Here is a 26,649-nt window from a genome sequence, read left to right as displayed (position 1 = left end):
TTTCGCTTTAGATGGAGCTATTTGCTGTGGGTATATTGTTATCTAAAAAGCGCTTTTATGTTCCCTTCGTTATATTTTTATTCGTTGTTATCTCACTATTTTTAACTTATGTATTTAGACAATCTGTCGCCACCTTAGCCATTGAAACCTTTGCTAAAGAACAGAATATTCGTGTTGAGTGTTTAACGTTCGATATTGATTGGCAGTTTAATGTCACCATACAAAAAGCCTGTATCACCCTGCATAATCTAACTATACAACTCAATAACGCACATTTTATGCGTGTAAAAAATCAATTATCCATTTCTTCGCTAAGGGTCAAACATGAAATAAGCGCCAATATTGCCGAAAAACCTACGTCGACCATTAGCAATTTTGACTTAGCAAGTTGGCAATTACCGAGTGCGCTCCCACTATTAAATATCCAGTCAGTACACATTGAGTCGGCTTTGCTATCTGCCCCATTAAAATTCGAACTTAGCCAACCCTCAAGTAATTCACTTCTTATTGAAGGGGATTTCAATGCCACGCTAGAGTTACGCAATATTAAAGACAAGGATCAAACACTGATTATTGCAGATGTTGATTGGTCACTTGATAAAGCGTCATCTTACTTTAAGCAAAATCTTTCCAGTTTACATTCTTTGCAAACACTATTGACTCAACGCCAGTTGATGGATGCGCCTATATCCACTCATATAAAGTTTGATGGCACACAACTGAATTCTTGGCACAAACTAGATGTAAATTTCGATTATCAGTTTGATAAGTGCGAAATTAATACCCATGTTAGCGGTAAAATATTTGGAGATATTTCTTTAGCGAGCCAGGAGTTGGTGCTTGATCTGAGCCAATCGGCTATTGTTCTTATGCCTAAGCAAGGTTGTTATACTGTAATGCCGACATTACCTTATACACTCCCCAATAAGTTTGAATTAGCCTCTCCCGCTCCCATTATCATTAATTCTGAGCAGGTTAATACGTCGAAATTTAGCGTTCGCAGTTTAACACCAAACATGTCGGCGGATTTTGAGCAACTGTCTATCCAATTACCTAGTGAGAAAAAGAACCCAGCAGTAAGCAGCACTGTATCTGTGCAAACAGAATTGCTGCATTCAGCAGACAAGTTGTTAGCAACAGGCAACAATACGGATATCCAGTTAGGCGCCACACAAATACCAAATACGTCGGTTGCCGATCCACAGTCACTGTTAATTAACATAGTAGGGAATTTACACTGGAACGCGGATAACTGGGGGTTAGAGGGTATAAAAAGTGAGATAAAAGTAGATCGATTTATCGATTACGGCATCAATGCCAAGTTAATTGAAGGCGAAATAACAGGTGATATATCATCAAACTCAGGGATTTCGATAAGCGCGAATTTAAAGGCCCAAGGCACGAAATACACCCTACAAACCTCTGCACGTGACGCTACAACGCAAACCGAAAATGGGCTTTCTCAGACCACTGCCGTGCCTACTAAAAGTAAAGTGATAACAACTAAAGCCCTTAGCAGCTCATTGGAAGTAACCGGAGAAAACTTCAAACAGCTTACTCTTTCTGTCAATAGCACCTTATACCAAATCAAGATCGATGATATTTTGATCAACAAACTAACCAATAATCTCCAAGGTTCTGTTATCGATCTGAATAAAGTATCCCTAGTAGGGGGTTCTATATTAAGCGGGATTGCACTAAATCTTGAGAATGACCAATACCTAACTCTTTCAGAGGTTGATGTCTCTCATAAGTTAAATGCACAGCGCGAAGCCAATATCCTAACCAGTCATCATCAAGTCGTTGTAGATAACACCTTCAACTTTAGTATTGAACAAAAAGAACAGGTTCTTGGATTAACGCTTAACAGACAAGCATTAAGTGGATTGCAACCAGCTATCAGCCGTTTTATGCCAGCACTTATATTACAAAACGGCACGCTGGAACTTGACGGTCAGTATCAGCTAAAAGATGCAACGTTCGAAGGTTCTTTTACACTTGCTGATGTTGTGCTCAAATATCAAGAGTTTAATATCAATAATTTATCGACAAGTGGCTCATTGCAACTAAATTCAGCGGGCCTTCAGCTACCTAAAACTACATTGAACATCGAAAGTGCGGATACAGGCGTTCCCATTGAGCATGTGAATATGCAGTATTACGTACAGAATAATGTAGCAAAGGTTGAGCAGGTAACGGGAAAGGTATTAGGTGGTAAGTTTGCACTGGATAAACTGTGGTTAGATAAACGAGATCAACAAGCACAAATTACTGTGGAAAATATCGATTTAGCTCAAGTGGTGGATTTACAAAAACAAGCAGGAATTAATGTGACGGGCAGCGTTGGCGGGATATTACCTATGATTGTGCAGAATGAACAATTTTATATAGACGGTGGTTTATTAAAAAGCCAAGGTCCCGGAACTCTTAAGATCAACGGTAATCCAGCATTCGACTCAATTGCTGAACAACAAACAGAATTGAATTATCTTAAAAATTTAAAATTTAAACAATTAAGTAGCCAAGTGAAATTAAATCCAGATGGGTTATTGTTTTTAGATTTTTCAATATTAGGGCAAAATGCTAATCAACAGCAGGAAGTTAATTTTAATTACCATCACGAAGAAAATATTCTAACCTTATTAAGATCATTAAGATTGACGGATTCGGTGCAAAACCAAATTGAACAGAAAATCAAAAAAGGTGATAAAAAGTGAAAAAATACTGGCTACTGATAGCCTTAATCCCATTAAGTGCTTGTACACACAAAGTACAAGTAGAAACAAAAGAACCCATTACAATCAACATCAATGTTAAAATTGACCATGAAATACGCGTAAAAGTTGATAAAGAATTGGATGATATTTTCAGCGATGACAGCGAATTATTCTAAGGAGAAAATTATGAAGACTGCCCTACTACCGACTTTTTTTGCAGCGGCATCGTTGCTGTTTAGTAGTATGAGTTTTGCTATTGAACTGGACAGCGCCAAAGAGCAGGGTCTTGTTGGTGAACAAACTGATGGCTATCTTGGCGCGGTTGTTAGTCAACCGGATGTATTGGCCCTGATTAAAGAAGTGAACGCTAAGCGTAAAGACAAATATAACCAGCTTGCTAGCAAGAATAACCTGACACTTGAGCAAGTCGAAAAGCTAGCCGCTAAAAAAGCCTATGAGAAAACCACTGCTGGACATTATGTACTAGTCAATGGAAATTGGGTTAAGAAATAACATTCCATAGATAAAATGTTATTGGCATTGTACGAATGATAAAAAATTCCGCTAATGTGTGAGCACGCTAGCGGTTTTTTTAATTATTTTTGACGTTATGCTAAGTAACCGCCATCAACAGTGATAGTAGTACCTGTTGTGTAGGAAGACGCGTCTGATACTAGGTATAAGACAGTACCAGCCATTTCATCTGGTTGAGCTACTCGGCCAAGAGGAATGGTCAATAATGCCGTATTAAGTATCTTCTCGTTTGAGGTGAGTGCTGATGCAAACTTAGTTTCAGTCAAACCTGGTAATAAGGCATTTACCCGTATATTAAGCGGTCCGCATTCTTTGGCGAATGCTTTAGTCATACTGATTACCGCTGCTTTTGTAATGGAGTAAATTCCCTGCATAGCACCTGGAGATATACCGTTAACTGAAGCCGTATTTAGCATAACGCCACCGCCCTGCTCTTTCATCATGTTGCCCGCCGCAACTGACATAAAGAAGTAACCTCGGATATTAACATCAACGGTTTTTTCATAAGCGGCTAGGTCTGTATCCAGAATATGCCCAAAGTAAGGATTAGCTGCAGCGTTGTTAACCAATATATCTAGTTGTCCGAAGTCTTTTTTAATCGTAGCGAAAGTTTGCTCAATCTGGGCCATTTCGCCCACATGGCAAGCCATCGCTGTGGCTTTTCCGCCATCATCACGAATACTTTTAGCCACGGCTTCGCAGCCATCAATCTTCCGGCTTGATACAATAACATGTGCACCATAAGCAGCCAGCAACTTAGCGATAGACTCACCAATACCGCGACTTGCGCCAGTGACAAGCGCGACTTTTCCTGTTAAATCAAAAATATCTTTTTTCATAATATGTCCTTTAAATAAAATTATTTACTAAGCAGTCATGCCGCCATCTAATACCACGGTATGCCCTGTCATAAAGCTAGATTCTGCTGTGCATAACCATGCAATTGCCCCAGCAATCTCTTGAGGCTCCCCTAGACGCTTCATTGGGTTGGCACTGATTAGGGCTTTTTGTCCCCGTTCATTTAATTTGGATAGTACGTGTTCCACCATGGGCGTACGCACAAAACTTGGGCATACGGCATTGACACGAATGTTATATCTTGCGTATTCCACTGCAGCAGATTTAGTCAGGCCTACCACAGCATGTTTTGCTGCACTATAAGCCGACAAAGTGGGCGCCGCTCGGATGCCAGCGACGGAGGAAATATTGATCACATGCCCTCCACCGTTTTCTAACATGTGCCCTAGAGCTTGTTTCATGCAGTACCAGACGCCATTTACATTAACAGCAATATTTTTATGAAAAGTAGCATCTTCTATTTCGAGCAAAAACTTAGGGTCATGATCAATTCCAGCATTGTTAATTAATACATCAATGTTGCCCAACTCGCCGATAGCACTTACAAAAAGAGCCTCAACTGACTGGCTAACACTGACATCAACTTTACAAAAACGCGCTTGGCCACCTTCATCATTTATACGCTCGACTAACGTCTTACCATCTACTTCGTTTAAATCGCCTATGGTGACTTTGGCTCCGCGCTTAGCCAGTAATAAAGCTGTCTCAGCACCGATACCTGATGCCCCACCAGTAATTAATATATGTTTGCCAGCTACGCTATTATCACTCATTACTCGTTGTCCACCTTCAGTACTAACTTGCCAGTATTCTCACCTTTAAACAGCATAAGTAAGGCTTCGGGGAAATTCTCAATACCAGTGACAACATGCTCTTTGGCTTTTAGTTTCCCTTCGCTAATCCATTGCGCCATTTCTGCAGCAGCTTCACCATAATGTTTGACGTTATCAAACACGACTATGCCTTCCATTCGCGCTCGGTTCACCAACAATGATAAATAATTAGAGGGGCCTTTAACGGGTGTTGTATTGTTGTATTGGCTTATCGCACCACACACTACGATTCGTGCGTGCAGACGTATCTGCGTTAATACATCATCTAAAATTTCACCACCAACGTTATCGAAAAAAACATCTACACCTATAGGGCATTGTGTTTTGAGGGCTTGTTTAACATTTTCATTTTTATAATCAATTGCACCGTCAAACCCAAGTTCATCTACAAGATACTGGCACTTATCCTTTCCCCCAGCGATACCGATAACTTTGCAGCCCTTTATTTTGGCAATTTGACCGACAACCGTGCCGACGGCACCCGCAGCTCCAGATACTACGACGGTTTCACCTGCTTTTGGCAATCCGGTATTAAGTAAGCCGAAATAAGCCGTCATACCGGGCATACCAAGTACGCTTAAATAGCGCTCTAAAGGAGCGATATTGGTATCTATTTTATGAATGTCTTTACCTTCAGCGACGGCGTATTGCTGCACCCCGCCATGACCGAAAACATAATCCCCTTTCTGGAAATTAGCATCACGTGAGTCAATAACTTGACCAACTGTACTCGCTCGCATCACTTCGCCTATTTGCACAGGAGCAATATACGATTTTGCATCATTCATCCAACCACGCATGGCAGGGTCTAATGAAATATAAGCGACTTTCATTAGAACTTGATTATCATTGAGTGTTGGTACATCGACCTGCACTTGGTCCCAATTGTCACGCGTTGGTATACCAACGGGACGTTTCGCTAATAGAAACTGCGTGTTTTTCATAACTAATCCTATGCATTAATATTTTGTCGTATGATTTAATTAAGGTATTTTTAGAACCAAGCTTCCTGCATATCGCTGCAGCTATCACTCATACTATTTAAAATCTTAAAATCACGGTCTGTTAAGGTTAATTCCCAGTCAATAAAGTATTTTGCGGCTTGTAGTTTTCCACGATAAAACGACTCGTCATCAGTGGATAAGTCACCTGCATTAAGAGCTGCTTCAGCGGTAATCGCTTGACGTATCCACATCCAACTTACAACGATCTGACCGAATATTGTTAAGAAGCAACTTGCGTTAGCTAGCAACGAGTTTTGATGTTCGCCTTTAAGTTCTAAAGCTAATAAAGGGACGAGCTTTTGAAGCTTAAGCAGATAAGGCTGAAGATCACCAATCAGTTGTTTACTCGTTAGATGTTGCGCTTTGGCAAAATCATTACTCATTACACTTTGCAACTGCACCAAGCCCGCACCGTTGGCCTGCCATAATTTACGTGTCATTAAATCTAATGCTTGAATACCATTAGTCCCTTCATGAATAGGGTTCAAACGATTATCACGCCAACACTGTTCAACCGGATATTCACGGGTATAACCAGCACCACCAAGTACTTGAATAGCCAAGTCATTCGCTTTAGGACCGAATTCAGAAGGCCATGCTTTAACAACCGGAGTCAGTAAGTCGAGCAGTTCAGCTGTTTGCTGTTTTTCTTTACCCGACTCTACGGTATGAAGGTCATCCACAAGCCTTGCTGCGTAAAAACAAAGGGCCATGCCACCTTCAACATAAGATTTTTGTGCCAACAGCATTCGTTTAACATCGCCGTGTTGAATAATTGTGGCGGCTTTATCTGTTGGTTTGTTGTGGGGTGCCACACGACCTTGAGTACGCTCCTTTGCATAGCCTAATGAATAACGATACCCTGCGTAGCCAACCATTGCAGCACCAAAGCCGACACCCAAGCGAGCTTCATTCATCATCAAGAACATGTACTTCAAGCCTTGATGTTCTTCACCCACTAGAAAACCGCGACAATCGTCTTTATCACCAAATGTAAGTGCGGTAGACGTGGTTCCGCGGTAACCCATTTTATGGATAAGACCCGCTAACGTAACGTCATTACGCTCGCCAGGGTTGCCGTTTTCATCTAAGCGAAACTTGGGGACCACAAAAAGCGAGATACCTTTAACGCCAGGAGGAGCCCCTTGGATTTTTGCTAATACTAAGTGCACGATATTTTTAGATAATTGGTGATCCCCAGCCGAGATATACAATTTACTGCCTTTAATACGATAAGTACCATCATCTGCGGGTTTGGCACTCGTTGTAATATCTGTCAAAGATGAGCCTGCATGGGGTTCTGTAAGTGCCATCGTGCCGGTAAATTCGCCGGTTAACATACGTGGCATAAATTGTTCTTTAACGCTTTGACTAGCAAAATTCTTAATAACATTCGCTGCTGCAACGGTTAAGAATGCGTAGCCTGTGCTAGATGGATTTGCTGCCATAAAATAACTCGAACAAGCCATCATAATCGTTTCAGGGAGTTGCATTCCGCCGTCTTCGAAATCGAAGCGACCTGCAATGAGTCCTGATTCCGCATAAGTGTCAAATGCCTCTTGTACCTCGGGTATCATATGCACGTTATGCCCATCAAATGTGGGTTCGTTTATGTCAGCTTTACGGTTATGTGGTGCAAATTTTTCTCTGGCAATTTTATCAGCCGTATCCATAACTGCGTCGAAGGTGTCTTTATTATGCTCACTAAAACGTCCGCGCTCACACAATGCTTCTGTATCTAACACTTCATACAATTGAAACGCTAATTCTTTACGACTGACTAATTCTTCACTCATAGTACTTGCACCTTTTTTATTCACGAGTCGTGACACCTAAGTGATCACAGATTGATGTGAGGCCTAATTCTGGCAACATTCTTTTAACAGGCTATAGCTTCGCAGATAAAAGTAGGGTGAATAATTGTCATATATGACATAATAATGGTCATTAATGACTGTTATAACATCCCGTGATACGGTGCAAAAACATGGGTTTATAGTGAGAGCTAATTTATGTTCAAAGTGACTATTCTGGGTTTTGATCAAGCCTATGCTAGTGCCATTACTGGCGTTCTTGATATATTTGGTTTAGCGGGCGTAACATGGCAACGAATGCAAGGGTTACCAATACAGCCCCTGTTTGAAGTGCAAATAGCTTCGTTAAAAGGCAAATCAGTAAAATGTATTAATCAACTCGAATTAAACAGCCATGTCTCAATTGAATCTCTTGAAAAAACGGACTTGTTATTGATCCCCACAATAGGCGGCGATCCCATAGAGGTGCTGCGTAACAACGTTGCTCTTTTACCGCATATTCGAAAGCATTATGCATTGGGGGCAGATATTGCTAGCAATTGTAGTGGCGCTTTTTTTTTAGCTCAAGCCGGTATTTTAGATAAACGAATGGCGACGACACATTGGGGTTATGCAGAATTATTTAAGCAACTTTATCCGAATGTAAACTTACAGATTGATCGGATGATCACCGAACAAGACAACATCTTTTGCTCCGGTGGCGGGATGGCGTGGTTTGATTTAGCGTTACTATTAATAGAGCGTTATGCAGGACATGACATTGCAACGACGACGGCCAAGGCTCATGTGATTGATTTATCCCGTGGAGAGCAATCAGCGTATGCTTCACTGCGCACAAAAAAATATCATCAAGATGCGGAGGTGTTATCTATTCAGCAGTGGCTAGAACAAAATTATGCCCAAAAAATAGTGGTCAATACTTTATGTGAGAGAGTGAATCTGACATCGCGTACCTTTGTACGGCGTTTCAAACATGCAACAGAACAATCCCCTTTGGCCTATTTACAGAGCATAAGGGTTGAAGCAGCTAAAAAGCATCTTGAAGCATCAAGTCATAATGTTGAACGTATAGTCAATTTAGTTGGTTATGATGATCTTAGTTCCTTCACCCGCTTATTTAAAAAGCACACTGGATTATCACCAAGCCAATACGGTAAAAAATTTCGACGTTGACGTTAAGGGTTCCCTATTACATCACCATAAACTAACGTTAATAAAATTGTGGTAATAGCTAAAATGTGTACAGTTTTTGCTTTAAAACAACTCATTAGCAATAAAATATTATGCAAACATTTAGATTTAGTAACGTATAAAATTTAATCCTTTATAAATCAATCAGGTATATATAAATGATTAAAAATTCCTGTTTTTCGTTATTTTATAAATGTTTTAATTAACTATTGAGACTACTGACATGCATCAATATTGTGCAATTGAAATCAGATATACTAGAAAGTAAAACGATGGAATAATGAATAATGGCTATTTATTCCGTAATTTTATTACGGAATCGTTTTAAAATTAGCCGTTTTAGGTGTATAAATAAACCAAAATCTGTTCTTTAATTACATTGAGAGGAAAATCATGGCTTTTAAGAAACAATATTTAAAATCGAAACCTGTTTGTAAGGTCACGTTCAAGCTCACCAAGGAAGAAGCAAAAGCAGCGGATTCAGTTAGTATTGTTGGCGATTTCAATAACTGGGACAAAAGTTCGACAGTGATGAAAAAGCTCAAAAATGGTAGTTTTTCTGCCTCTATGGATTTACCAGTAGAAACGGATTATCAATTTCGCTATTTGCTAGATGGCAAAGTATACGAAAATGATTGGCAGGCCGACGCTTACCAGACGTCTCCAATGTCAACTGAAGAAAATTCAGTTATTAAACTTTGATACTTGGCTACCTGTACCAGCTTCTATACTGGTACAGGGACCTTGGGTCATAAGTTCAACCTAACCCTTTTGAAACTCAGTGAACGATACGCCGGGGTAAGTTTCCCCAAGCCAATTGACATCTTGTTGATTAAAGTTCAGCACAAGCGTTGTATCTCCGCGCGTGCTTAATCTGAGTCCTTTGGGTAACTCGAACGTTTCAATCGCCTGTTTTTCAGCTATATTTTTTAGCACTGATTTAATTAATTCGCCGGACAATGCTCCGATGACACTTACCTGTTCATGTTGAGTAACAGCCGCTAAGTCTGCCATAGGGCCATCTGCGTAATAATGCGTTGCGCTTGCAGACGTTAACTCATAGCTTTCACACCATAGAGCAGCACTAAAACTCTGATTATTATTCGCGCTATCTATTTGCTGCTGAATTGTGGGGCGCAAAGAATCAAAATTCGCCAACTTAATCCCAACCAGTGCTTCGATCATTTGAAATTGCCCTTGATCAGCAACCCGCCCAGAATTATTGCGAAAAGCCGTACGTGGTCCAAATACAATCGGGCATTTGGTAGCCGCGAGACTTAACTGAGTCGCAATTTTATCTGTCATTAATGTCAAGGCGGGTGATACAACTAACGCGTAATCTTTATCAGCTAGTTGATCAGGATGAATAATATCAACATCGATTCCTAATTCGCGAAGAGCGCTGTAGAACATCATAAATTGATGCCAATAGCTAAGATCTTTGTTGTGTGGCTGCAGATTATAAATCCACAAACTGTTGTAATCATGCAATAACGCTACTTTAGCGTTAACTTTTTCTAAAGCAAATTTAGTCGGATCAAATTCTTTAACTTCTTGGTATCCTCTGTCAGCTCGCCCGTCTTGTTGAAGTAAGCCGGAATGCATAATCTCTTGTGCCATATGACTAGCGCGCCATCTAAAGTACGTAACTGAACTTGCTCCATGAGCCCATGCCTGAGCGGTCCATAGCTGAACCGCACCAGCGGCGGGCAATGGGTTGTACTGCGCCCAATTTGCATGTCCACATTGTTGCTCCATGACCCAAAAATCACGGCCACCCTTAATTCCCCGGTATAAATCATGATTAAAGCTCACTAAATCAGGATGGCCCGTACGAGCAAATTCTGTTTTGGTTTCTTCGCTTTCCCACGTAGCGAAAAATTCTAACATACCAATTGGATAGCTATCCCAAGCGACAAAATCTAGATTTTTAGCTACTTTGTACAAATCGAATTCCTGCGCAAAAATAACAAAGTTATGGGTAAGAAAGCGCTTTGGAGATAAAGCTCTAAGAATATCTATTTGGACTTGTTGAAATTCGTCAATCATGTCAGAGCAAAATCGCTGGTAGTCTAACGCTTGAGAGGGATTAGGTTGACGTACAGCGGTTAGATTAGGTGGGTTGATTTGCTGCCACTGTGAGTAATTTTGGCTCCAAAATGCACAACCCCACGCTTCGTTCAAGGCATCTAATGTGCGGTATCGATGCTCAAGCCATTTGGGAAATCGTTGAGCACTAGCCCCACCATACGATACAGCTGTACCTTCATGTCCCAATTCATTATCCGTTTGCCAACCAATAACATCTGGGTGCTGTCCATATCGCTTTGCCATTAGCGTGGTAATACGCTTTGATTCTTGGCGATAAATGTCACTGGCATGATCATAATGCCTACGTGAACCAAACTTCATCGTTTGTCCCTGAGCGTCAACGGCCAGTATTTGAGGATATTTTTGGATCAGCCATGCAGGTGGCGTTGCCGTAGGTGTACACATAACAATCTTTAGGTCGAAATTTGTATATGTATCAATGGCATCGTCAAGCCATTGCCAGTCCAACACACCATCTTGCGGCTCAATTTTTGCCCATGAAAATTCAGCTAAACGAACGTAACTTAAGCCTAATGCTTTTTGTTGCTCTGCATGTTTAATCCACTCATTTTGCGGTACATGCTCAGGATAATCACATACACCTAGCGTTAGTGAGTTGTTATTTAAAGCGGACATACATCGCCTCCGATTGATTAATTTGTATGATAAATACGATGCGAGGAAATTAAACATTTATGTGAGTTAACGCAAAGACTATTTTATTTCTAAGAACTGTTCGTTGCTTAATTAACCAAACCAATATTGTTATAAAAGCCTAGATACAACAATGCCGCTTAAAAGCGGCATTGTTCAAAGATACTTTACGGTTTTATAAAGCAGCTTCAAGCTCAGGCAGTATGTCGAATAAATCGCCCACTAGGCCATAATCGGCTACTTGAAAAATGGGTGCCTCTTCGTCTTTGTTGATTGCAACAATCACTTTCGAGTCTTTCATTCCAGCCAAATGCTGAATAGCGCCAGAAATGCCCACCGCGATATATAACTGAGGTGCAACGATTTTACCTGTTTGACCCACTTGCATATCATTTGGTACAAAACCAGCATCAACCGCAGCACGCGAAGCACCCATGGCGGCTCCCAACTTGTCGGCAATACCATCAAGCAGCTTAAAGTTTTCACCGTTTTGCATACCACGACCGCCAGAAATAACCACATCAGCAGCGGTAAGTTCAGGACGTTCAGATTTAGTCAATTCTGCACTAATAAATGAAGATATCGCAGACGTTTTAACCACATCAATCGTTTCTACAGGTGCGCTGTTGCCCGTACCGTTTGCATCGAACGTTGAAGTACGAACGGTCAGTACTTTTATTGTATCGCTTGATTGTACTGTTGCAATGGCATTGCCCGCATAGATAGGACGAACGAACGTATCACTACTTTGTACACCGATAACGTCTGATATTTGTGCAACATCAAGTAATGCCGCTACACGGGGCATAAAGTTTTTGCCTGTTGTGGTCGCTGCACAAATAATGTGGCTGTAATCTTTACCTAATTCAGATACCAAATCAGCTACATTTTCAGCCAATTGATGTTCGTATGCTACATTATCAGCAAGTAAAACTTTTGTGATACCTTCGATTTCACTTGCCTGTTTTGCTACGTCAGCACACTGAGAGCCGACCACAAGAAGATGAAGCTCGTCGCCCATTTTGCATGCGGCGTTAACCAATTTATGGGTTTCGGTTTTAAGTTGGCTGTTGTCATGCTCTGCGTAAATAAGAATTGGCATTAGATCACCTTCGCTTCGTTTTTTAATTTATCGACTAATTCGGCTACGTCCGCCACTTTAATGCCACCTTTACGCTGTGCAGGTGGCTCAACTTTAAGGACCTTAACATTTGAGGTTAGTTCTACACCAAAATCAGCGGCAGATTTAACTTCAAGGGGTTTACGCTTAGCTTTCATTATATTAGGCAATGAAGCATATCGTGGCTCATTCAAGCGCAAATCAGTAGTAACGACGGCTGGAAGACTCAATTCTAACGTTTGCAGACCGCCATCAATTTCACGAGTGACTTTCACTTTGCCTGCATCAAAATTCACTTCAGATGCAAATGTTCCTTGAGGCATGCCAGTTAAGGCGGCCAACATTTGTCCCGTTTGATTATTATCTGAGTCGATTGATTGTTTGCCCAAAATAACTAAATCAGGCGATTCTTCTTCAACTACTTTTTTGAGTAGCTTCGCAATCTGCAAAGAGTCTAATGTTTCACTGGTATCAATTTGCAAACCGCGATCGGCCCCAAGCGCCAATGCTGTTCTAATTTGTTCTTGGCAAGACTTATCGCCAACAGACACAACAACAATCTCAGTTGCAATGCCTTTTTCCTTCAGCCTAACCGCTTCTTCAACTGCGATTTCACAGAAAGGATTAATAGACATTTTGGCGTTGGTCAAGTCGACAGCACTGTGATCGGCTTTAACTCGTACTTTCACGTTGTAATCGATAGCACGTTTTATTGGCACTAAAATTTTCATTTTCACCTCATTTGATAGGCGTTTAAGCAAAAAAATAATGTAATTAACATTACATTTACGGAATGAGGTTAATTTACGTCTTGTTGACGTAAGCGTCAACCCGCTCTACCCTCGCGTAACTGACCAAAGGCAAAATCTAGCAATACTGCCCGTCAAAAATGATCATGCGGGACGTGTTTAACTTGTAGAATGTAAGCAAATAAATAAGCTTTTTAAATTTATAAGACGTACTTTAAATCATCAGAACACTGCCCTCTATGTCTTTGAAGGTATAAATAAACCTGACTTATTGGGTATATATATACAAATAAGTTGCGCTTTGGCGGCGCTAAAAGTAAAACAACTGTCAAACAATTTGTAAATTTTGTGTAACTGAGTTACGCAAATATTATTTTTTTAATTAATAGATATTTATAACGAAGGAGAAACGGGTGGAACGAGAATCGATGGAGTTTGATGTAGTGATAGTCGGTGCTGGTCCAGCGGGGCTCTCAACCGCATGTCGATTAATGCAATTAGCCCAAGAAAAAGAACAAGAGCTAATGGTCTGTGTTGTAGAAAAAGGTTCAGAGGTAGGCGCACATATTTTATCTGGTGCTGTATTTGAAACCCGAGCATTAGACGAACTATTCCCAGATTGGCAAGCAATGGGCGCGCCGTTAAATACACCGGTAAAAGAAGACCATATCTACTATTTACGAGATGAACAAAAATCCAATAAGCTGCCTAATGCCATTACCCCTAAGACTATGCATAACGACGGAAATTATATCGTTAGCATGGGTAATGTCTGTCGTTGGTTAGCCGAACAAGCCGAAACATTAGGGGTTGAAGTGTTCCCAGGCTTTGCTGCTGCACAAGTTATATATAACGAAGATGGAAGTGTTGGTGGCGTGATAACTGGTGATATGGGAATTGACCATAATGGCAAGCATAAAGATAGTTATATGCCCGGCATGGAACTTCGTGCCAAATACACCGTTTTCGCAGAAGGTTGCCGTGGGCATTTAGGCAAAGAACTTATCGCTAAGTTTGGGTTAGATGATGACAAAGCACCTCAGCATTATGGTCTTGGCTTTAAAGAAATTTGGGATATTGATCCAAGTAAGCACCAAGAAGGTTTGGTTGTTCATAGTGCGGGGTGGCCCTTAACAGAGGCCTCTGGCGGTTCTTATTTATACCATGGCGAGAACAATCAAGTTTTTGTCGGTTTAATCGTAGACCTTCATTATAGTAATCCTCACTTAAGTCCTTTTGACGAATTTCAACGCATGAAGCACCACCCTGTATTTAAACAATACTTAGAAGGTGGTAAGCGTGTTAGTTATGGCGCAAGAGCTATCGCCAAAGGTGGATTTAATTCATTACCTAAAATGACGTTGCCTGGCGCTATTATTGTTGGGTGTGACGCTGGAACGCTCAACTTTGCTAAAATAAAAGGTAATCATACTGCGATGAAGTCTGGCTTATTAGCAGCAGAGACACTCATAGAAGCGTTAAGTACTGATGAACAGGGTGGTAAAGACTTAATCGATTATACCAATCGCTTCAAAGCATCTTGGCTTTATGACGAATTATTTAAGGCACGTAATTTTGGCGCTGCTTTACATAAGTTCGGTACATTTATGGGCGGCGCCTATAATACGCTCGAGCAAAATATATTTAATGGCAATATGTTTTTCAATCTAGCTGATAACGGTAAAGATCATGAGCAGCTAAAGTTAGCCAAAGATAGTGTGAAAATTAATTATCCGAAATACGACGGTGTACTGAGTTTTGATAAATTGTCTTCTGTATTTCTCTCAAATACTAACCATGAAGAAGACCAGCCTTGTCATCTTCAATTAAAAGATAGTGCTATACCTATTACGGTTAATTTAGCTTTATATGACGAACCTGCTCAACGTTACTGTCCTGCAGGCGTATATGAAATTATTGACGCTGAAGGGGGAGAAAAAGCATTACAAATAAATGCCCAAAACTGCGTGCATTGTAAAACTTGTGATATCAAAGACCCAACTCAGAATATTCAATGGGTTGTACCTGAAGGTTCAGGCGGTCCGAATTATCCAAATATGTAATCAATTATAATTGAAAATCAAAAGGCGAAATTTATTTCGCCTTTTTTAATTTACGATGCAAAAATCTGAAATTATTAATATTTAATTACCTTTAACATAATTATTTTCAATAAACTTATTGCTAACTATCACGTAAAAATATATGTTTCACGTAATGTAAACTCTCAAAATAAAAAAGGTAAATTATGAGTGACTTTATTGGTATTTTAACTCATGGACGTCGTTTACAAGGAGCTGTAAAAGAATTATCTGTGGAAGAATTAGAAAGTGTTGCAGATAAGTTAAACTCGATTATTGAAAATCGTAAAACGAAAGAACTAGAACTGCAAGAAGCAGCTAAAGAAAAGAATGAAAAGCTGAATGAGATTCTAGCGCAATTAGAAGCTGCAGGCTTAGATGTCAATGATTTGCAAAAAGCTGAACCTGCTAAAAAATCTACTAAAGTTGGCAAGAAGCGTCCAGTTAAATACATCTTATCGGATAACGAAGGTAATGAGCACAAGTGGACTGGTATAGGCCGTATGCCCAAGGTATTTAAAGCCGCTCTTGATAGTGGTAAATCACTCGATTCATTCTTGATCGGTTAGTTTATCTTTGTCGTCACTTAAGGTGGCGGCAACACTCCCCCATTTACACGCTTCTTATTACCTTATTGACTAATAGGGGTATATTATTTCCATATTAGATATTAACTACAGAATAGATTCAGGCGACAAAAGTCAGCCTTGGATTATATTAATTCATGGCTTGTTTGGCAGTTTAGATAATCTTGCTATGCTTCGTCGTGAGTTAAGTGCTGACTTCAATATTATTTCAATAGATTTACCTGATCATGGGAAATCTCAGCATTCAACTCAATTTAGTTTTGAACAGTACGCAGAATCAATTATTTATTTGTTGAACGAGTTGAGTATATCTAAAGCAAATATTGTTGGGCATTCGCTTGGTGGCAAGGTTGCTATGCAAATTGCATTAATGAATGAAAGTCTGGTTGACTGCCTTGTTGTGCTCGATATTGCACCCGTTACTTATACTCCGCGCCACGAAAATGTATTTAATGCTTTGCTCAGTGTGAATCTAGAACAAATTACTGATCGAAAAGAAGCTAACGATATAATGGCCGAATATGTTGCTGAGTCCTCGGTAAGACAATTTTTATTGAAAAGCTTGTATCAAGATAATAAAACACAAAGCTGGCATTGGCGCTTTAATCTCAATTTACTCTACCGTGATTACTCACTGCTATCTAAAGCATTGGAAATCGGGCATAGCAATGACAAACCCGTGCTGTTTTTAAAGGGTGAATTATCCGATTACCTTCAGCCTCAATACACCCAGCAAACTATTGCACTATTTCCTAATAGCCGTGTGAGGGTCATACAGGGAGTTGGTCATTGGTTACACGCAGAAAAACCAGCCGAGTGTGCGAAACATATACGCACATTTTTACGAAATTAGTTTTTTTCAACCTTGGCTCAATATGCTAAAGTAGCCCCGCAATGAAATGTAGCGAGTTCTCATGTTAAGTGAAAATTATGAACAAATTGAAGCCATCGCCTTAGATTTGGCGTTGGTGGGTTTATTCTTACTCATGGGCTTTGCGGTACATGATGTTTTGAAAAAAAATAACGTGCCTTTGATAGGCAGAGTTGTTGTTTATTTAGTCTTGTTTTTAGGCGCAGCAGGCTTCGTTTTTAAGGGTGTTGTGCAGTATTTCTGGCAAGCAAATTAATGGCACTGGTAACTTACCAGACATGTTTAACTAGATTTTGAGGTATCCCACACAATGGCGAGCGTAGGCCTATTTTTTGGTAGTGACACGGGTAACACTGAGCATATTGCGAAGATGATCCAAAAAGAATTGGGCAAAGGCCTGATCGACGTACACGATATAGCGAAAAGCAGTAAAGAAGATATTGCTGAGTTTGATTTGCTGATGTTCGGTATTCCAACTTGGTATTACGGCGAAGCGCAATGTGATTGGGATGACTTTTTTCCTGAACTTGAAGAGATCGATTTTGCCGACAAATTAGTCGCCATTTTCGGTTGTGGCGATCAAGAAGACTATGCAGAGTATTTCTTAGATGCAATGGGTATGGTCCGCGACATCGTTGAAGCTAAAGGTGCTATTCTGATAGGCCAATGGTCAACTGAAGGTTACGATTTCGAGGCGTCCAAAGGGATGGCTGATGATGATCACTTCGTGGGCTTGGGCATTGATGAAGACCGTCAACCTGAGTTGACTGAAAGTCGGGTTAAAAGTTGGTGCAAACAAATACACGAAGAGATGTGTTTGGCCGAACTACAATAAGTTCATACATTTACACCTTTAGATACTAAGGAGCGTAAGCTCCTTTTTTATGTTGAACGTCGAAAGAAGGTGGCGTGGAACCCTTGGTTTAATCAAAGCCATAAGGCTAAACGCCATTTTAATGAATTGTTAATTTAGTAAGCAATGATATGACTGGATAACCGACGTTATAATCGGTACAGTTCAAGATTATGTTGTTTACACCAAATGTTAAGTTGGATCCATGGACCAAAACAAAGAACTCAAAAAAGCGGGATTAAAAGTCACCCTGCCCCGATTAAAAATCCTTGAAATTTTACAAGATCCCAAAAATCAACATATCAGTGCTGAAGACGTCTACAAAATTCTAATTGAGCAAGACGAAGAAATTGGCCTTGCGACAGTTTATCGAGTATTAAATCAATTTGATGACGCGGGTATCTTGAATCGCCATCATTTTGAAGGTGGAAAATCAGTATTTGAAATCAGCCATAAAAAACACCACGACCACTTAGTTTGTTTAAATTGTGGAAAAGTTGTTGAATTTGAAGACGAGGTCATCGAAAAACGCCAAGAAGAAGTCGCTAAGCGTCATCGTATGACCTTAATCCACCATAGCCTATATCTCTATGGCGAGTGCCAAGATGATTGTGGTAACGACGACTAGTTAAATCGTGATACTCAAGATAATAACTGTAAACCGCCTACGCCAGTTTTTATCTTGAGAAAGTAACGACTAATTCAGCTTAAAATTTAACGGCAACTCTCCACCGACAACCTGCAATGGTGTCAGTGATCCATCGGTCACCCAGGCTGCAATGGCAAAGCGTTTAGCTTGAGTATGATTGCTGTGCAATGTCATATTCAGGGATTGGCCACCAATATATTTTCCCTGTTGATGCTGTAATACAACAAAGCTTTCGGTTAGTTTTTTACCTGCATTTTCACCGCTTCTAACCTGCGTATTCATGCCTAAACCCAACAGGGCGACATTGTAGGTAAGTGGTGTTAGCTGTGATTTTTCAGTATCACTGGTATCAACCCAATAGGTAAATTCAAGTTTGCTGTTGTGAACATTAACATCTAACTGACCAATGTGACGCGGGGCGTTTTGCGGTAGCGATTTACCATTGAACCAACCCGTCCATTCGCGGCCCTCAACGACAAAGCCAGGCGTGTAAACCGTATTTACGTTACCGTTGCGGCTATATTCCTGCTGACGCCGACTGAACGCCTTTGAAGCGAATGGGTCGTTCCAACCTAAGCCATCCCAATAATCTACGTGAAAAACCACAGGTACAACCTTTCGCCATAAACCTGGATTACCCTCAAAGTTATTGATCCAATTTTGAGCTGGAGGGCAACTACTGCAACCTTGTGATGAGTATACTTCTAACAAGGTACTTTGTAGATTTTTAGAACTTAAATGAATTGTATTTTTAAGGGGGATTATGGCTGAATGAACAGAGGCACTTAACAATATAAAACACAGACCAGAAATCGTTTTGCGCAACATAGATAGAATCCCTTATAAGCAAAAGGCTTCATTGTTAAGCAGGACATTCACATAAGTATCACGATAATTTAAATTTTAACTCCGCGCCTTAGCATGCTCAGTGAAAACAATACAAAAAAAGCAAACCCAACAAGCGCAAGTGCCAGCTGATTAGCAGAATCCATCTGGTTTGTTTCGATTAAATCGTAGAGCAAAATGGACAACACCCGTGTTTCACTTTCAATATTGCCACCAATAAGCAACACGACGCCAAACTCTCCCACTGTGTGGGCAAAGGCAAGAATACAGCCTGTTGTAATACCATGTTTGCTCAAAGGCAAAACGATATAGCGAAACGTTTGTATAAAACTTGCGCCTAAGGTACTGCTCGCATCGAGTAGATCGCGATCAATCTTCAAGAATGCGTCACGAATAGGTTGAACCATAAATGGTAAACTATAAATAATTGAGCCAAAGAGTAAGCCATAAAACGAAAATACTAAGGAAGAATCAAATACTGATAACCAAGCGTGTCCCACTGGATTCTGCGGGGAAAACAAAACTAACAGGTAAAAACCGAGTACAGTAGGCGGTAAAATCAACGGTAATGTGATGCAAGCTTCGATGATTGGTTTGAGTCGGCTTTTAGACTGGCTCATCCACCAACCTAGTGGAATAGCCATAATTAGCAATATTAAGGTTGTGAACGTTGCCAGTTTTAGCGTGAGTAACGTTGCTAACCAAATTTCATTCGTTAGCAAATTATTGAACACTCGGGCTCACCGGCGGAGTTAACTGTATCTGTGCACTGAGATATCCATTTTTCATTATAATCTGTTGGCCTGATGCACTGAGAATAAATTGGTAAAAGTTCATCACCTGCTGATTTGCCTGTTGATCACGGCTAGGTTGTTTAATGACAATGACCTGCTGCTCTATTGGAGAATATAAATCGCTAGGGACTAACCAATAATCCGTAACGCTAGGGTGTTGACTGAATACTTGGCTAAGAGCAACAAATCCTGCTTGCGAAGCCCCCGTCTCGACGTATTGAGCCACTTGAGCAACACTGTTGCCCAGCACAATTTGATTTCTCAGTTGCTTAAACAATCCCAATTTCTGCAAAGTCTGTTTGGCCGCTAAGCCAAAAGGAGCCAATTTGGGATTTGCTATCGCTAATTTACCACTGAGTAAACTCAGGTTTGTGGCATTAATTGACGAATGTCCTTTCATCCATAATACCAATTGACCAAGAGCATAGGTTTTGCGCGTACCTAAGATTACTTTGCCGGTATTTTCTAATGTTTTCGGACGTAAACTATCAGCGGATAAAAATATATCAAATGGCGCTCCACGCTCTATTTGAGCATAAAGTACACCTGTCGAGGCCGTCGATAGGTGAATGTCAGCTTTCGGATGCTGTTTTTTGTAAGCATCAACTAGCAACATTAATGTGGGCCTAAAGTTAGCCGCTACGGCAACATTCACTTGGGCATGAACTGAAAAAGTCATAAAGAAGCCATATGCGATAAAAGCAATTGCACTGACTTTGCTCATTAACCCTCCCATTTTTTGCGCGCTTTACTGTCATTAGAATTCGCTTCAACCCATCTAGGACCTAGTTCCGTTGTTTCCTTTTTCCAAAAAGGGGCTTCTGTTTTTAAAAAATCCATGATGAATTGTGCGCCATCAAACGCATCTTTTCGATGGGCAGAGGTGACTCCTACAAAAACGATTTGATCACCTTGGGCTAATCGCCCTACTCGGTGTATTACGCTAATTCTGCCAAGAGTCCAACGTTGGCGTGCTTGTGCAACAATATTGGTTAAGCTTATGCTTGTCATCGCTGGATAATGCTCTAAAAATAACTCGCCGACGTTGTGACCTTGATTGAAGTCTCGCACTAACCCAGTGAATGTAACGATTGCACCGTTGCTGGTGTTATTATGCCTAAGCGCATTGTAAAGAGCACTCATGTCAAAATCTTCGTTTTGCACTTCAATCGTATCAAGCATGCCTTATCCTCCCGTTACCGGAGGGAAAAACGCAATTTCGTCACCGTCACTAAGAACAGTCTGATCGCTCGATATGGTTTGATTAACCGCTACTAAGATCGAATCACTGGCTAAAAACTCTTGCCAAATGATACCGCGCTGGACCAATAATATTTTCAATGCTTTGACATTAGGAACGGTATCCAAGGACAACTTATCGGTTTTAAGTTGTTCTCTTAATTGACCAAAGAATAATACATTAATCATGTGTCTGCTCCTCCCTGCGTTGCCAATGACCCGTTTTCCCTCCTAGTTTTTCTGTTACTTTTATTCCCTCGATCACCATGCTAGGGTCAACCGCTTTACACATATCAAAAAGGGTTAGCGCTGCAACAGAAACTGCAGTTAATGCTTCCATTTCAACGCCTGTTTGTCCGGCAAGTTTACACATAGCGGTAATTTCTATACCGCTGCCATCTTTAAGCGTCGCAAAGTCAATTTGCACCTTAGTCAGCATTAAGGGATGACACAATGGGATCAGGTCACTACATTTCTTAGCGCCTTGAATACCTGCAATACGGGCCACGGCAAAGACATCGCCCTTAGCGTGTTGTTTACTGTTTATCAACGCCAGTGTCTGCGCCGACATATTCACTCGGCCTTGAGCGTAAGCAACTCGTTGGGTTACGCTTTTGTCGGTTACATCTACCATGTTGGCTTCGCCGTGCTCATTTACATGGGATAACATATTTTTTTCACTCATCGCTTAACCCCGACTATCGCAAGGCGCAACAGTGGTATCTTTTAAATGCACAATAAAATTACATGGCTTATGCGTCGCGTTTAATTGTTGTTGTAAAATCCCCGTCCAAGCAGTACGACATGCGCCTGTCGACCCCGGCATACAGAAAATAGCAGTACCATTTGCCATACCGCCTAACGCACGAGATTGAACAGTAGAGGTGCCTATCTCAGTATATGAGATATAACGGAACAACTCTCCAAACCCTTCAATTTCTTTATCAAATAAAACGGACAACGCTTCAGGTGTGGTGTCTCTCGCCGTAAACCCGGTACCACCCGTTACCAGCACAACTTGTACATTTGATGACGCTATCCAATTTGATACAGTCGCTCGCAATTGGTACTTGTCGTCTTTTACGATCCGTTTTTCAACAAGACTATGACCCTCAGCCTGAAGCGCATTAACCAGATATGCGCCCGACGTGTCTGTCTCTTCATCTCGCGTATCTGAAACTGTTAATACAGCAATGTTCAACGCTACACTTTTTAAATTTGCAGAATGTGCCATAAATTTCCTAAAAGTTTGCATCATCGATGACGCACCTAAATTATTACCGATTGAATCAATTGCACCGAGAATAACGACGCATTCGTTTTAAATATTAAAAGATGATTACTGATTCAAGTCGTTCCATTGAGCAGGATAATTAATATTATCTAACTCACGATGACTGATGCCGCTAGGCACCGGAATTGTCTTGGCCAAGACAGCCGCAAATAAGCGGTATAAAGATAAAACTCCTCCATCAACTAACGCGCCTTCCAAGTAGTCGAAAATGGTTCTTTGTAGTGGTATATACATCGGGAGATTCAAGTCCTTAAAATGCACTACCGTGTTTGCACCAGATGCCGTTTTTAGTAAAGTGGTCAGGGTATCTGACGTTAGATTGGGCATATCGACGGGAATGACTAATAGGCCCGTTGCATGTGGATAATTATTCCGTACATAGCTAAACGCAGCATGGATCCCGCCTAATGGCCCGCTGTTAGGAAAAATATCTGGTATCTGATCCAATTCCGAACCGCTTACTAATACAGAGTTGAGGCCTGTTTCTTGGAGCAATTGTTTAGCATGCTCAAGCAATGACACGCCTTTATAATTAAGACGTAATTTGCTTTTATCTTGGCCCATTCTTAAAGATTGCCCTCCCGCCAGCACCAAACCTACCACTTGAGTATTACCAAGGGTAACTGGCGTTGAGTAATTACTTCCGCAATCTACAACCACGTTAAATCATCACCATGCACTGTGTATTTCAAACTTAATTGTTATTCTAGCCTCCAAGCATTGCAAGATGCTTAGTGGCTCCGGTATATCCATCGTGTAAAAAGTGCGTTGACTTTTTGTCGCCCAACAAGGTAGTCAATTCGTCTTGCAAACGTTGGGTATCGTTATTCTTGATGTACTCGCGTATATCAAGTCCTTGGTCGCTGAATAAGCACAAATGCAATTTACCTAACGCAGAAATACGTAAGCGATTACACGTGGCACAAAAGTCTTTGCTATAAGGCATAATTAGACCGATACGCCCCTTATAATCAGGGTGGGAAAACTCTTGCGCCGGACCGGCTGTTTTATCGCGAACAATTTGTTGCCAATCGTCGGCAACAAGCTGTTTTTTGATGGGTTGACCCGAGGTATGGTTCTTATCAAAGAATAATTGATTGTCACCCGTTTGCATCAACTCGATAAAGCGTAACGTAATAGGCGTGTGCTCAATCCACTTTAAAAACGTTTTCAGTTCATTTTGGTTAAAATGACGCATCAATACGGCGTTAACCTTAACCGTAACCCCAAGCTCGACCGCTCGATCGATGCCACGTAAAATGACATCTAACTTATCGTGACCTGTTATTGATGCAAACATACGCGGGTCTAAACTATCAATGCTGATATTAAGCGATGTAAGACCGGCCTCGACCCAACTATCTATATGCTCGGGTAATTTGTAGCCGTTACTTGTCATAGCGACATGCTTAATCCCTGGCGTGCTCGCGCAGGCTCGTATTATTTGCGGCAAATCTTTGCGTAAAGAAGGCTCACCACCAGTAATACGGATTTTACTGGTTCCGAGCTGTGCAAAAGCACTGGCAATGTGTTTAATTTCACTGAGGGACAGAAAATCGCGGTCGGTATCGCATTGGTACCCGTCGGGTAAACAATACTCACAACTGAAATTGCACACATCTGTTATCGACAACCGCAGATAATGAAATCTACGGCCAAATTTATCTTGCAACATATTCACTAACACCTTTCCAAATTGAAGTCGCTACGCTTTATCGGCGTAACACTTGCGGGGAGGCTGTCCGATTTCTCTCGCAACCCTGGCGATATGAATCCCAATCGGATAAATATCGCGGCCAGCACACCTTGTCTTGTGAGTTAGGTATGAAGGCTCGGAGTTAAACCACAATGTATTTTTAACATACTTTGTATCTCACAGGCTACCTGTAGCAGCGGAAACTCTGCGAATAGTTGTCAGCAAATATAAATGCTCACCTTTATGCACAAGATTTAATTATTTTCACCTAAATACATGCCAAGATATAAAAATATAATAACAACTAATCGACTCATTACTTTTCGATTGGCATGTATGTTGATTGCAATATAGTTATCCGAGATTATTACGCTCATAAAAGAGCAACAATATTGGTGCATAACTAGGGAGATAGCGTGATTATGTTGACCGAATTTGCTGATAAGCATCAGTTAGGTAAGGAATTTTTACAAGATGCTAGAAAATGGTACATACCTTTAGCAGATAACATCGCCACGCACCAAGATGGGGCAAGCAAACCCTATTTCTTAGGCGTTAATGGCTGTCAGGGTTCAGGAAAGTCTACCCTATCAGACTTTCTCAAAGCATACCTTAGCGAACAATATGACTTAAATGTTGTTGTTATGTCATTGGATGACTTTTATTTAGACCAATCTCAACGCTGCGCGATTGCTGAAAAGGTTCATCCTCTTTTTAAAACCCGAGGCGTACCTGGGACCCACAATATGACGCTAGCGGCGAAAGTTTTAACGCAATTACATGACCGACAAAATCAAATATCCATTCCCCGATTTAATAAAGCCACTGATAATCCTGAACCGCTCGAACAATGGCAGAAAATTACTACAGCAGTAGATGTGGTGATTTTCGAAGGTTGGTGCTGGGGTGTAGAGCCGCAAAATGATAGCGAACTAGCTGAGCCAATTAATTCACTAGAGAAAAATAATGATCAAACCGGCGTATGGCGTAAGTATGTAAATATGCAGCTCAAGGAAAATTACGCGCCATTGTATAGTTTTATGAATTATTGGATCATGCTTAAGGCGCCCTCATTTAACTGCGTATATAACTGGCGTTTAGAACAAGAGCATAAGCTTCGTAAAGTCCTTAGCGCTAATCCTGAGCATAGCAAAGTGAATATAATGAACGACCAACAAGTTTTAGCATTTATTCAATATTATCAGCGCCTGACACAGCATGCGCTGGCAACACTTGAAAATAAGTGCGATGTAATATTTACCTTAAATGCTGAACGAAGAATCATCGCTCAACACTCAAGGAGTACTCATGCTTAGGCAAGCGTTAGTTTTTACCGATATGGATGGTACGCTACTTGATCACCACAGCTACGATTACACGCCTGCGTTAAATATGCTGGATGTGTTAAAAAGTAAACAGATTCCCGTAATTCCTACAACCAGTAAGACCAAAGCTGAACTTGACGTACTAATGGCAGACCTAAAATTAAGCGGGCCATTGATTGTTGAAAATGGCGCTGCGGTATATATCCCAAAATACTTGTTTACATCCAAACCTTCAGGTTGTCTTGAAAAATCGGGTTTTTGGGTAAAAGAATTTACCAATCCTCGATCGCATTGGTTGCACTTACTGGCAAAACTGCATGATCAATTTACAGGGGAATTTTTGCAGTTTTCCACGATGAGTAATCAACAAATTATTGAACATACCGGGCTTGACGAGAAAAGCGCTCAGTTGGCTAACACTCGTTTATATAGTGAGCCTGTAAAATGGCTTGGTACCCCAGAGCGACAAACTCAATTCGTCACCAAATTGCAGCAACTCGGAGCTACTGTATTGCAAGGAGGTCGATTTCTAGGTGTATCCGGCTTTTGCGATAAAGGAAAGGCACTAGTATGGCTGGTTGAAGCGTATCAATCGGAGCTTGGAAACAGTGCTACATTGAGCATCGCATTGGGGGACAGTAATAATGATGTTGCTATGTTGAACGCAAGCGATATTGCCGTACGCGTGAAATCTCCAAGCCATCCATTTCCTACGCTCTCGCGCATCGCAGGTATATACGACAGTACGTTATATGGTCCAGCTGGCTGGAGCGAATGTTTAACAAAAATCTTAGTCTCTGAATGTTAATTTCATAGATTTGTATATTATTTTTATCCTATAACTAAAGG

29 protein-coding genes and 1 riboswitch are annotated in these 26,649 nt (G+C 40.8%); of the genes, 13 read left to right on the top strand and 16 right to left on the bottom strand.

Features of this window, described 5'->3' with window-relative positions; genetic code table 11:
- Positions 1–26: 26 nt before the first annotated feature.
- From GQR89_RS10245 to GQR89_RS10235, 3 genes are read left to right on the top strand one after another with little or no spacing between them, the layout of a single operon-like run.
- Positions 27–2,717, top strand: coding sequence for a YdbH domain-containing protein (locus tag GQR89_RS10245; RefSeq protein WP_158769953.1), 2,691 nt, complete (start codon positions 27–29; stop codon positions 2,715–2,717).
- Complete coding sequence (locus GQR89_RS10240) at positions 2,714–2,893, top strand: YnbE family lipoprotein (RefSeq protein WP_158769952.1); 180 nt, start codon at positions 2,714–2,716, stop codon at positions 2,891–2,893. The genes GQR89_RS10245 and GQR89_RS10240 overlap by 4 nt, the downstream gene beginning before the upstream one ends.
- A gap of 10 nt (positions 2,894–2,903) precedes the next feature.
- Positions 2,904–3,230 carry a YdbL family protein gene (locus GQR89_RS10235; RefSeq protein ID WP_158769951.1) on the top strand — a complete coding sequence of 109 codons (327 nt, stop codon included), beginning with the start codon at positions 2,904–2,906 and terminating at the stop codon, positions 3,228–3,230.
- Positions 3,231–3,325: 95 nt separating this feature from the next.
- Here the strand turns inward: GQR89_RS10235 and GQR89_RS10230 are convergent, their stop codons facing one another.
- Genes GQR89_RS10230 through GQR89_RS10215 form a run of 4 tightly spaced genes read right to left on the bottom strand, consistent with a single transcriptional unit; the run spans position 3,326 to position 7,742 of the window.
- Positions 3,326–4,090 (bottom strand): SDR family oxidoreductase, encoded by a 765-nt coding sequence (locus tag GQR89_RS10230; protein ID WP_158769950.1) that lies wholly within the window; start codon positions 4,088–4,090, stop codon positions 3,326–3,328.
- Positions 4,091–4,117: 27 nt separating this feature from the next.
- On the bottom strand, positions 4,118–4,882 hold the full coding sequence (locus GQR89_RS10225; protein WP_158769949.1) for an SDR family NAD(P)-dependent oxidoreductase: 765 nt from the start codon (positions 4,880–4,882) through the stop codon (positions 4,118–4,120).
- The gene (locus GQR89_RS10220; protein WP_158769948.1) at positions 4,882–5,886 is read right to left on the bottom strand and encodes an NADP-dependent oxidoreductase; all 1,005 of its coding nucleotides are present in this window, start codon (positions 5,884–5,886) and stop codon (positions 4,882–4,884) included. The genes GQR89_RS10225 and GQR89_RS10220 overlap by 1 nt, the downstream gene beginning before the upstream one ends.
- A gap of 50 nt (positions 5,887–5,936) precedes the next feature.
- Entirely contained in the window at positions 5,937–7,742 is a 1,806-nt protein-coding gene (locus tag GQR89_RS10215) for an acyl-CoA dehydrogenase (RefSeq protein ID WP_158769947.1), read from the bottom strand.
- Positions 7,743–7,958: 216 nt separating this feature from the next.
- On the opposite strand from GQR89_RS10215, the gene GQR89_RS10210 reads away from it, so the two are divergent.
- Both GQR89_RS10210 and GQR89_RS10205 read left to right on the top strand, forming a co-directional pair.
- Entirely contained in the window at positions 7,959–8,933 is a 975-nt protein-coding gene (locus GQR89_RS10210) for a GlxA family transcriptional regulator (protein ID WP_158769946.1), read from the top strand.
- A 411-nt stretch (positions 8,934–9,344) separates the two neighbouring features.
- Positions 9,345–9,653: an isoamylase early set domain-containing protein gene (locus GQR89_RS10205; RefSeq protein WP_158769945.1), complete on the top strand. Its 309-nt coding sequence runs from the start codon at positions 9,345–9,347 to the stop codon at positions 9,651–9,653.
- A gap of 60 nt (positions 9,654–9,713) precedes the next feature.
- Here GQR89_RS10205 and GQR89_RS10200 read toward each other — a convergent pair whose 3' ends face one another.
- The 3 genes from GQR89_RS10200 to GQR89_RS10190 form a co-directional block, all read right to left on the bottom strand.
- The gene (locus tag GQR89_RS10200) at positions 9,714–11,678 is read right to left on the bottom strand and encodes a beta-galactosidase (RefSeq protein ID WP_158769944.1); all 1,965 of its coding nucleotides are present in this window, start codon (positions 11,676–11,678) and stop codon (positions 9,714–9,716) included.
- 193 nt (positions 11,679–11,871) lie between these two features.
- A complete protein-coding gene (locus GQR89_RS10195; RefSeq protein ID WP_158769943.1) occupies positions 11,872–12,798 on the bottom strand; it encodes an electron transfer flavoprotein subunit alpha/FixB family protein in 927 nt (308 codons plus the stop codon).
- A complete protein-coding gene (locus tag GQR89_RS10190; protein WP_158769942.1) occupies positions 12,798–13,547 on the bottom strand; it encodes an electron transfer flavoprotein subunit beta/FixA family protein in 750 nt (249 codons plus the stop codon). Before GQR89_RS10190 ends, GQR89_RS10195 begins: the two co-directional genes overlap by 1 nt.
- A 446-nt stretch (positions 13,548–13,993) precedes the next feature.
- On the opposite strand from GQR89_RS10190, the gene GQR89_RS10185 reads away from it, so the two are divergent.
- The 6 genes from GQR89_RS10185 to fur all read left to right on the top strand — a co-directional run bounded on the left by GQR89_RS10185 (position 13,994) and on the right by fur (position 18,585).
- The gene (locus tag GQR89_RS10185) at positions 13,994–15,628 is read left to right on the top strand and encodes an electron transfer flavoprotein-ubiquinone oxidoreductase (protein ID WP_158772228.1); all 1,635 of its coding nucleotides are present in this window, start codon (positions 13,994–13,996) and stop codon (positions 15,626–15,628) included.
- A gap of 185 nt (positions 15,629–15,813) precedes the next feature.
- Entirely contained in the window at positions 15,814–16,215 is a 402-nt protein-coding gene (locus GQR89_RS10180; RefSeq protein WP_158769941.1) for an H-NS family nucleoid-associated regulatory protein, read from the top strand.
- Positions 16,216–16,360: 145 nt separating this feature from the next.
- Complete coding sequence (locus GQR89_RS10175; RefSeq protein WP_255455713.1) at positions 16,361–17,086, top strand: alpha/beta fold hydrolase; 726 nt, start codon at positions 16,361–16,363, stop codon at positions 17,084–17,086.
- 61 nt (positions 17,087–17,147) lie between these two features.
- Positions 17,148–17,360, top strand: a complete 213-nt coding sequence (locus GQR89_RS10170) for a DUF2788 domain-containing protein (protein WP_158769940.1) — start codon at positions 17,148–17,150, stop codon at positions 17,358–17,360.
- A gap of 54 nt (positions 17,361–17,414) precedes the next feature.
- Complete coding sequence (gene fldA / locus GQR89_RS10165; RefSeq protein WP_158769939.1) at positions 17,415–17,939, top strand: flavodoxin FldA; 525 nt, start codon at positions 17,415–17,417, stop codon at positions 17,937–17,939.
- Between the two features lie 223 nt (positions 17,940–18,162).
- Positions 18,163–18,585 carry a ferric iron uptake transcriptional regulator gene (gene fur, locus GQR89_RS10160; RefSeq protein WP_158769938.1) on the top strand — a complete coding sequence of 141 codons (423 nt, stop codon included), beginning with the start codon at positions 18,163–18,165 and terminating at the stop codon, positions 18,583–18,585.
- A gap of 69 nt (positions 18,586–18,654) precedes the next feature.
- Here fur and GQR89_RS10155 read toward each other — a convergent pair whose 3' ends face one another.
- The 9 genes from GQR89_RS10155 to moaA form a co-directional block, all read right to left on the bottom strand.
- Entirely contained in the window at positions 18,655–19,434 is a 780-nt protein-coding gene (locus tag GQR89_RS10155) for a DUF1223 domain-containing protein (protein WP_158769937.1), read from the bottom strand.
- A 68-nt stretch (positions 19,435–19,502) separates the two neighbouring features.
- Entirely contained in the window at positions 19,503–20,186 is a 684-nt protein-coding gene (gene modB / locus GQR89_RS10150) for a molybdate ABC transporter permease subunit (RefSeq protein ID WP_158769936.1), read from the bottom strand.
- On the bottom strand, positions 20,176–20,970 hold the full coding sequence (gene modA, locus GQR89_RS10145) for a molybdate ABC transporter substrate-binding protein (RefSeq protein ID WP_233269139.1): 795 nt from the start codon (positions 20,968–20,970) through the stop codon (positions 20,176–20,178). Before modA ends, modB begins: the two co-directional genes overlap by 11 nt.
- Positions 20,970–21,428 carry a molybdopterin synthase catalytic subunit MoaE gene (gene moaE / locus GQR89_RS10140; protein WP_158769935.1) on the bottom strand — a complete coding sequence of 153 codons (459 nt, stop codon included), beginning with the start codon at positions 21,426–21,428 and terminating at the stop codon, positions 20,970–20,972. The genes modA and moaE overlap by 1 nt, the downstream gene beginning before the upstream one ends.
- A 3-nt stretch (positions 21,429–21,431) precedes the next feature.
- Positions 21,432–21,674 carry a molybdopterin converting factor subunit 1 gene (gene moaD / locus GQR89_RS10135; protein ID WP_158769934.1) on the bottom strand — a complete coding sequence of 81 codons (243 nt, stop codon included), beginning with the start codon at positions 21,672–21,674 and terminating at the stop codon, positions 21,432–21,434.
- Positions 21,667–22,170, bottom strand: coding sequence for a cyclic pyranopterin monophosphate synthase MoaC (gene moaC / locus GQR89_RS10130; protein WP_158769933.1), 504 nt, complete (start codon positions 22,168–22,170; stop codon positions 21,667–21,669). Before moaC ends, moaD begins: the two co-directional genes overlap by 8 nt.
- Before the next feature lie 3 nt (positions 22,171–22,173).
- Positions 22,174–22,719 carry a molybdenum cofactor biosynthesis protein B gene (moaB, locus tag GQR89_RS10125; RefSeq protein WP_158769932.1) on the bottom strand — a complete coding sequence of 182 codons (546 nt, stop codon included), beginning with the start codon at positions 22,717–22,719 and terminating at the stop codon, positions 22,174–22,176.
- Between the two features lie 105 nt (positions 22,720–22,824).
- Entirely contained in the window at positions 22,825–23,439 is a 615-nt protein-coding gene (locus GQR89_RS10120) for a molybdenum cofactor guanylyltransferase (protein ID WP_158769931.1), read from the bottom strand.
- A 46-nt stretch (positions 23,440–23,485) separates the two neighbouring features.
- On the bottom strand, positions 23,486–24,454 hold the full coding sequence (gene moaA / locus GQR89_RS10115) for a GTP 3',8-cyclase MoaA (RefSeq protein ID WP_158769930.1): 969 nt from the start codon (positions 24,452–24,454) through the stop codon (positions 23,486–23,488).
- Positions 24,448–24,629: riboswitch (molybdenum cofactor riboswitch) on the bottom strand. It overlaps the preceding gene by 7 nt.
- Before the next feature lie 268 nt (positions 24,630–24,897).
- Here moaA and GQR89_RS10110 point away from each other — a divergent pair.
- A complete protein-coding gene (locus GQR89_RS10110; protein WP_158772225.1) occupies positions 24,898–25,791 on the top strand; it encodes a kinase in 894 nt (297 codons plus the stop codon).
- Positions 25,784–26,608 (top strand): mannosyl-3-phosphoglycerate phosphatase, encoded by an 825-nt coding sequence (locus GQR89_RS10105; RefSeq protein ID WP_158769929.1) that lies wholly within the window; start codon positions 25,784–25,786, stop codon positions 26,606–26,608. Before GQR89_RS10110 ends, GQR89_RS10105 begins: the two co-directional genes overlap by 8 nt.
- The last annotated feature ends 41 nt before the right edge of the window (positions 26,609–26,649 follow it).

Origin of the sequence: Paraglaciecola sp. L1A13, assembly GCF_009796745.1 — a bacterium.
Taxonomy (GTDB): Bacteria; Pseudomonadota; Gammaproteobacteria; order Enterobacterales; family Alteromonadaceae; genus Paraglaciecola.
Note: the sequence above shows the minus strand (reverse complement) of the source record. Positions and strands in the feature narration are given on the sequence as shown.

What these genes read in the sequence shown, in the direction of transcription:
- GQR89_RS10235 (WP_158769951.1), top strand. Translation starts at nt 2,904, where the DNA reads ATGAAGACTGCCCTACTACCGACTTTTTTTGCAGCGGCATCGTTGCTG.
- GQR89_RS10215 (WP_158769947.1), bottom strand. Translation starts at nt 7,742, where the DNA reads ATGAGTGAAGAATTAGTCAGTCGTAAAGAATTAGCGTTTCAATTGTAT.
- GQR89_RS10185 (WP_158772228.1), top strand. Translation starts at nt 13,994, where the DNA reads ATGGAGTTTGATGTAGTGATAGTCGGTGCTGGTCCAGCGGGGCTCTCA.
- GQR89_RS10200 (WP_158769944.1), bottom strand. Translation starts at nt 11,678, where the DNA reads ATGTCCGCTTTAAATAACAACTCACTAACGCTAGGTGTATGTGATTAT.
- GQR89_RS10205 (WP_158769945.1), top strand. Translation starts at nt 9,345, where the DNA reads ATGGCTTTTAAGAAACAATATTTAAAATCGAAACCTGTTTGTAAGGTC.
- fur (WP_158769938.1), top strand. Translation starts at nt 18,163, where the DNA reads ATGGACCAAAACAAAGAACTCAAAAAAGCGGGATTAAAAGTCACCCTG.
- GQR89_RS10105 (WP_158769929.1), top strand. Translation starts at nt 25,784, where the DNA reads ATGCTTAGGCAAGCGTTAGTTTTTACCGATATGGATGGTACGCTACTT.
- modA (WP_233269139.1), bottom strand. Translation starts at nt 20,970, where the DNA reads ATGAGCAAAGTCAGTGCAATTGCTTTTATCGCATATGGCTTCTTTATG.
- moaA (WP_158769930.1), bottom strand. Translation starts at nt 24,454, where the DNA reads ATGTTGCAAGATAAATTTGGCCGTAGATTTCATTATCTGCGGTTGTCG.
- GQR89_RS10220 (WP_158769948.1), bottom strand. Translation starts at nt 5,886, where the DNA reads ATGAAAAACACGCAGTTTCTATTAGCGAAACGTCCCGTTGGTATACCA.
- GQR89_RS10190 (WP_158769942.1), bottom strand. Translation starts at nt 13,547, where the DNA reads ATGAAAATTTTAGTGCCAATAAAACGTGCTATCGATTACAACGTGAAA.
- GQR89_RS10170 (WP_158769940.1), top strand. Translation starts at nt 17,148, where the DNA reads ATGTTAAGTGAAAATTATGAACAAATTGAAGCCATCGCCTTAGATTTG.
- moaC (WP_158769933.1), bottom strand. Translation starts at nt 22,170, where the DNA reads ATGAGTGAAAAAAATATGTTATCCCATGTAAATGAGCACGGCGAAGCC.
- moaE (WP_158769935.1), bottom strand. Translation starts at nt 21,428, where the DNA reads ATGCTTGATACGATTGAAGTGCAAAACGAAGATTTTGACATGAGTGCT.
- GQR89_RS10180 (WP_158769941.1), top strand. Translation starts at nt 15,814, where the DNA reads ATGAGTGACTTTATTGGTATTTTAACTCATGGACGTCGTTTACAAGGA.
- moaD (WP_158769934.1), bottom strand. Translation starts at nt 21,674, where the DNA reads ATGATTAATGTATTATTCTTTGGTCAATTAAGAGAACAACTTAAAACC.
- fldA (WP_158769939.1), top strand. Translation starts at nt 17,415, where the DNA reads ATGGCGAGCGTAGGCCTATTTTTTGGTAGTGACACGGGTAACACTGAG.
- moaB (WP_158769932.1), bottom strand. Translation starts at nt 22,719, where the DNA reads ATGGCACATTCTGCAAATTTAAAAAGTGTAGCGTTGAACATTGCTGTA.
- GQR89_RS10155 (WP_158769937.1), bottom strand. Translation starts at nt 19,434, where the DNA reads ATGTTGCGCAAAACGATTTCTGGTCTGTGTTTTATATTGTTAAGTGCC.
- GQR89_RS10210 (WP_158769946.1), top strand. Translation starts at nt 7,959, where the DNA reads ATGTTCAAAGTGACTATTCTGGGTTTTGATCAAGCCTATGCTAGTGCC.
- GQR89_RS10230 (WP_158769950.1), bottom strand. Translation starts at nt 4,090, where the DNA reads ATGAAAAAAGATATTTTTGATTTAACAGGAAAAGTCGCGCTTGTCACT.
- GQR89_RS10110 (WP_158772225.1), top strand. Translation starts at nt 24,898, where the DNA reads ATGTTGACCGAATTTGCTGATAAGCATCAGTTAGGTAAGGAATTTTTA.
- GQR89_RS10195 (WP_158769943.1), bottom strand. Translation starts at nt 12,798, where the DNA reads ATGCCAATTCTTATTTACGCAGAGCATGACAACAGCCAACTTAAAACC.
- GQR89_RS10225 (WP_158769949.1), bottom strand. Translation starts at nt 4,882, where the DNA reads ATGAGTGATAATAGCGTAGCTGGCAAACATATATTAATTACTGGTGGG.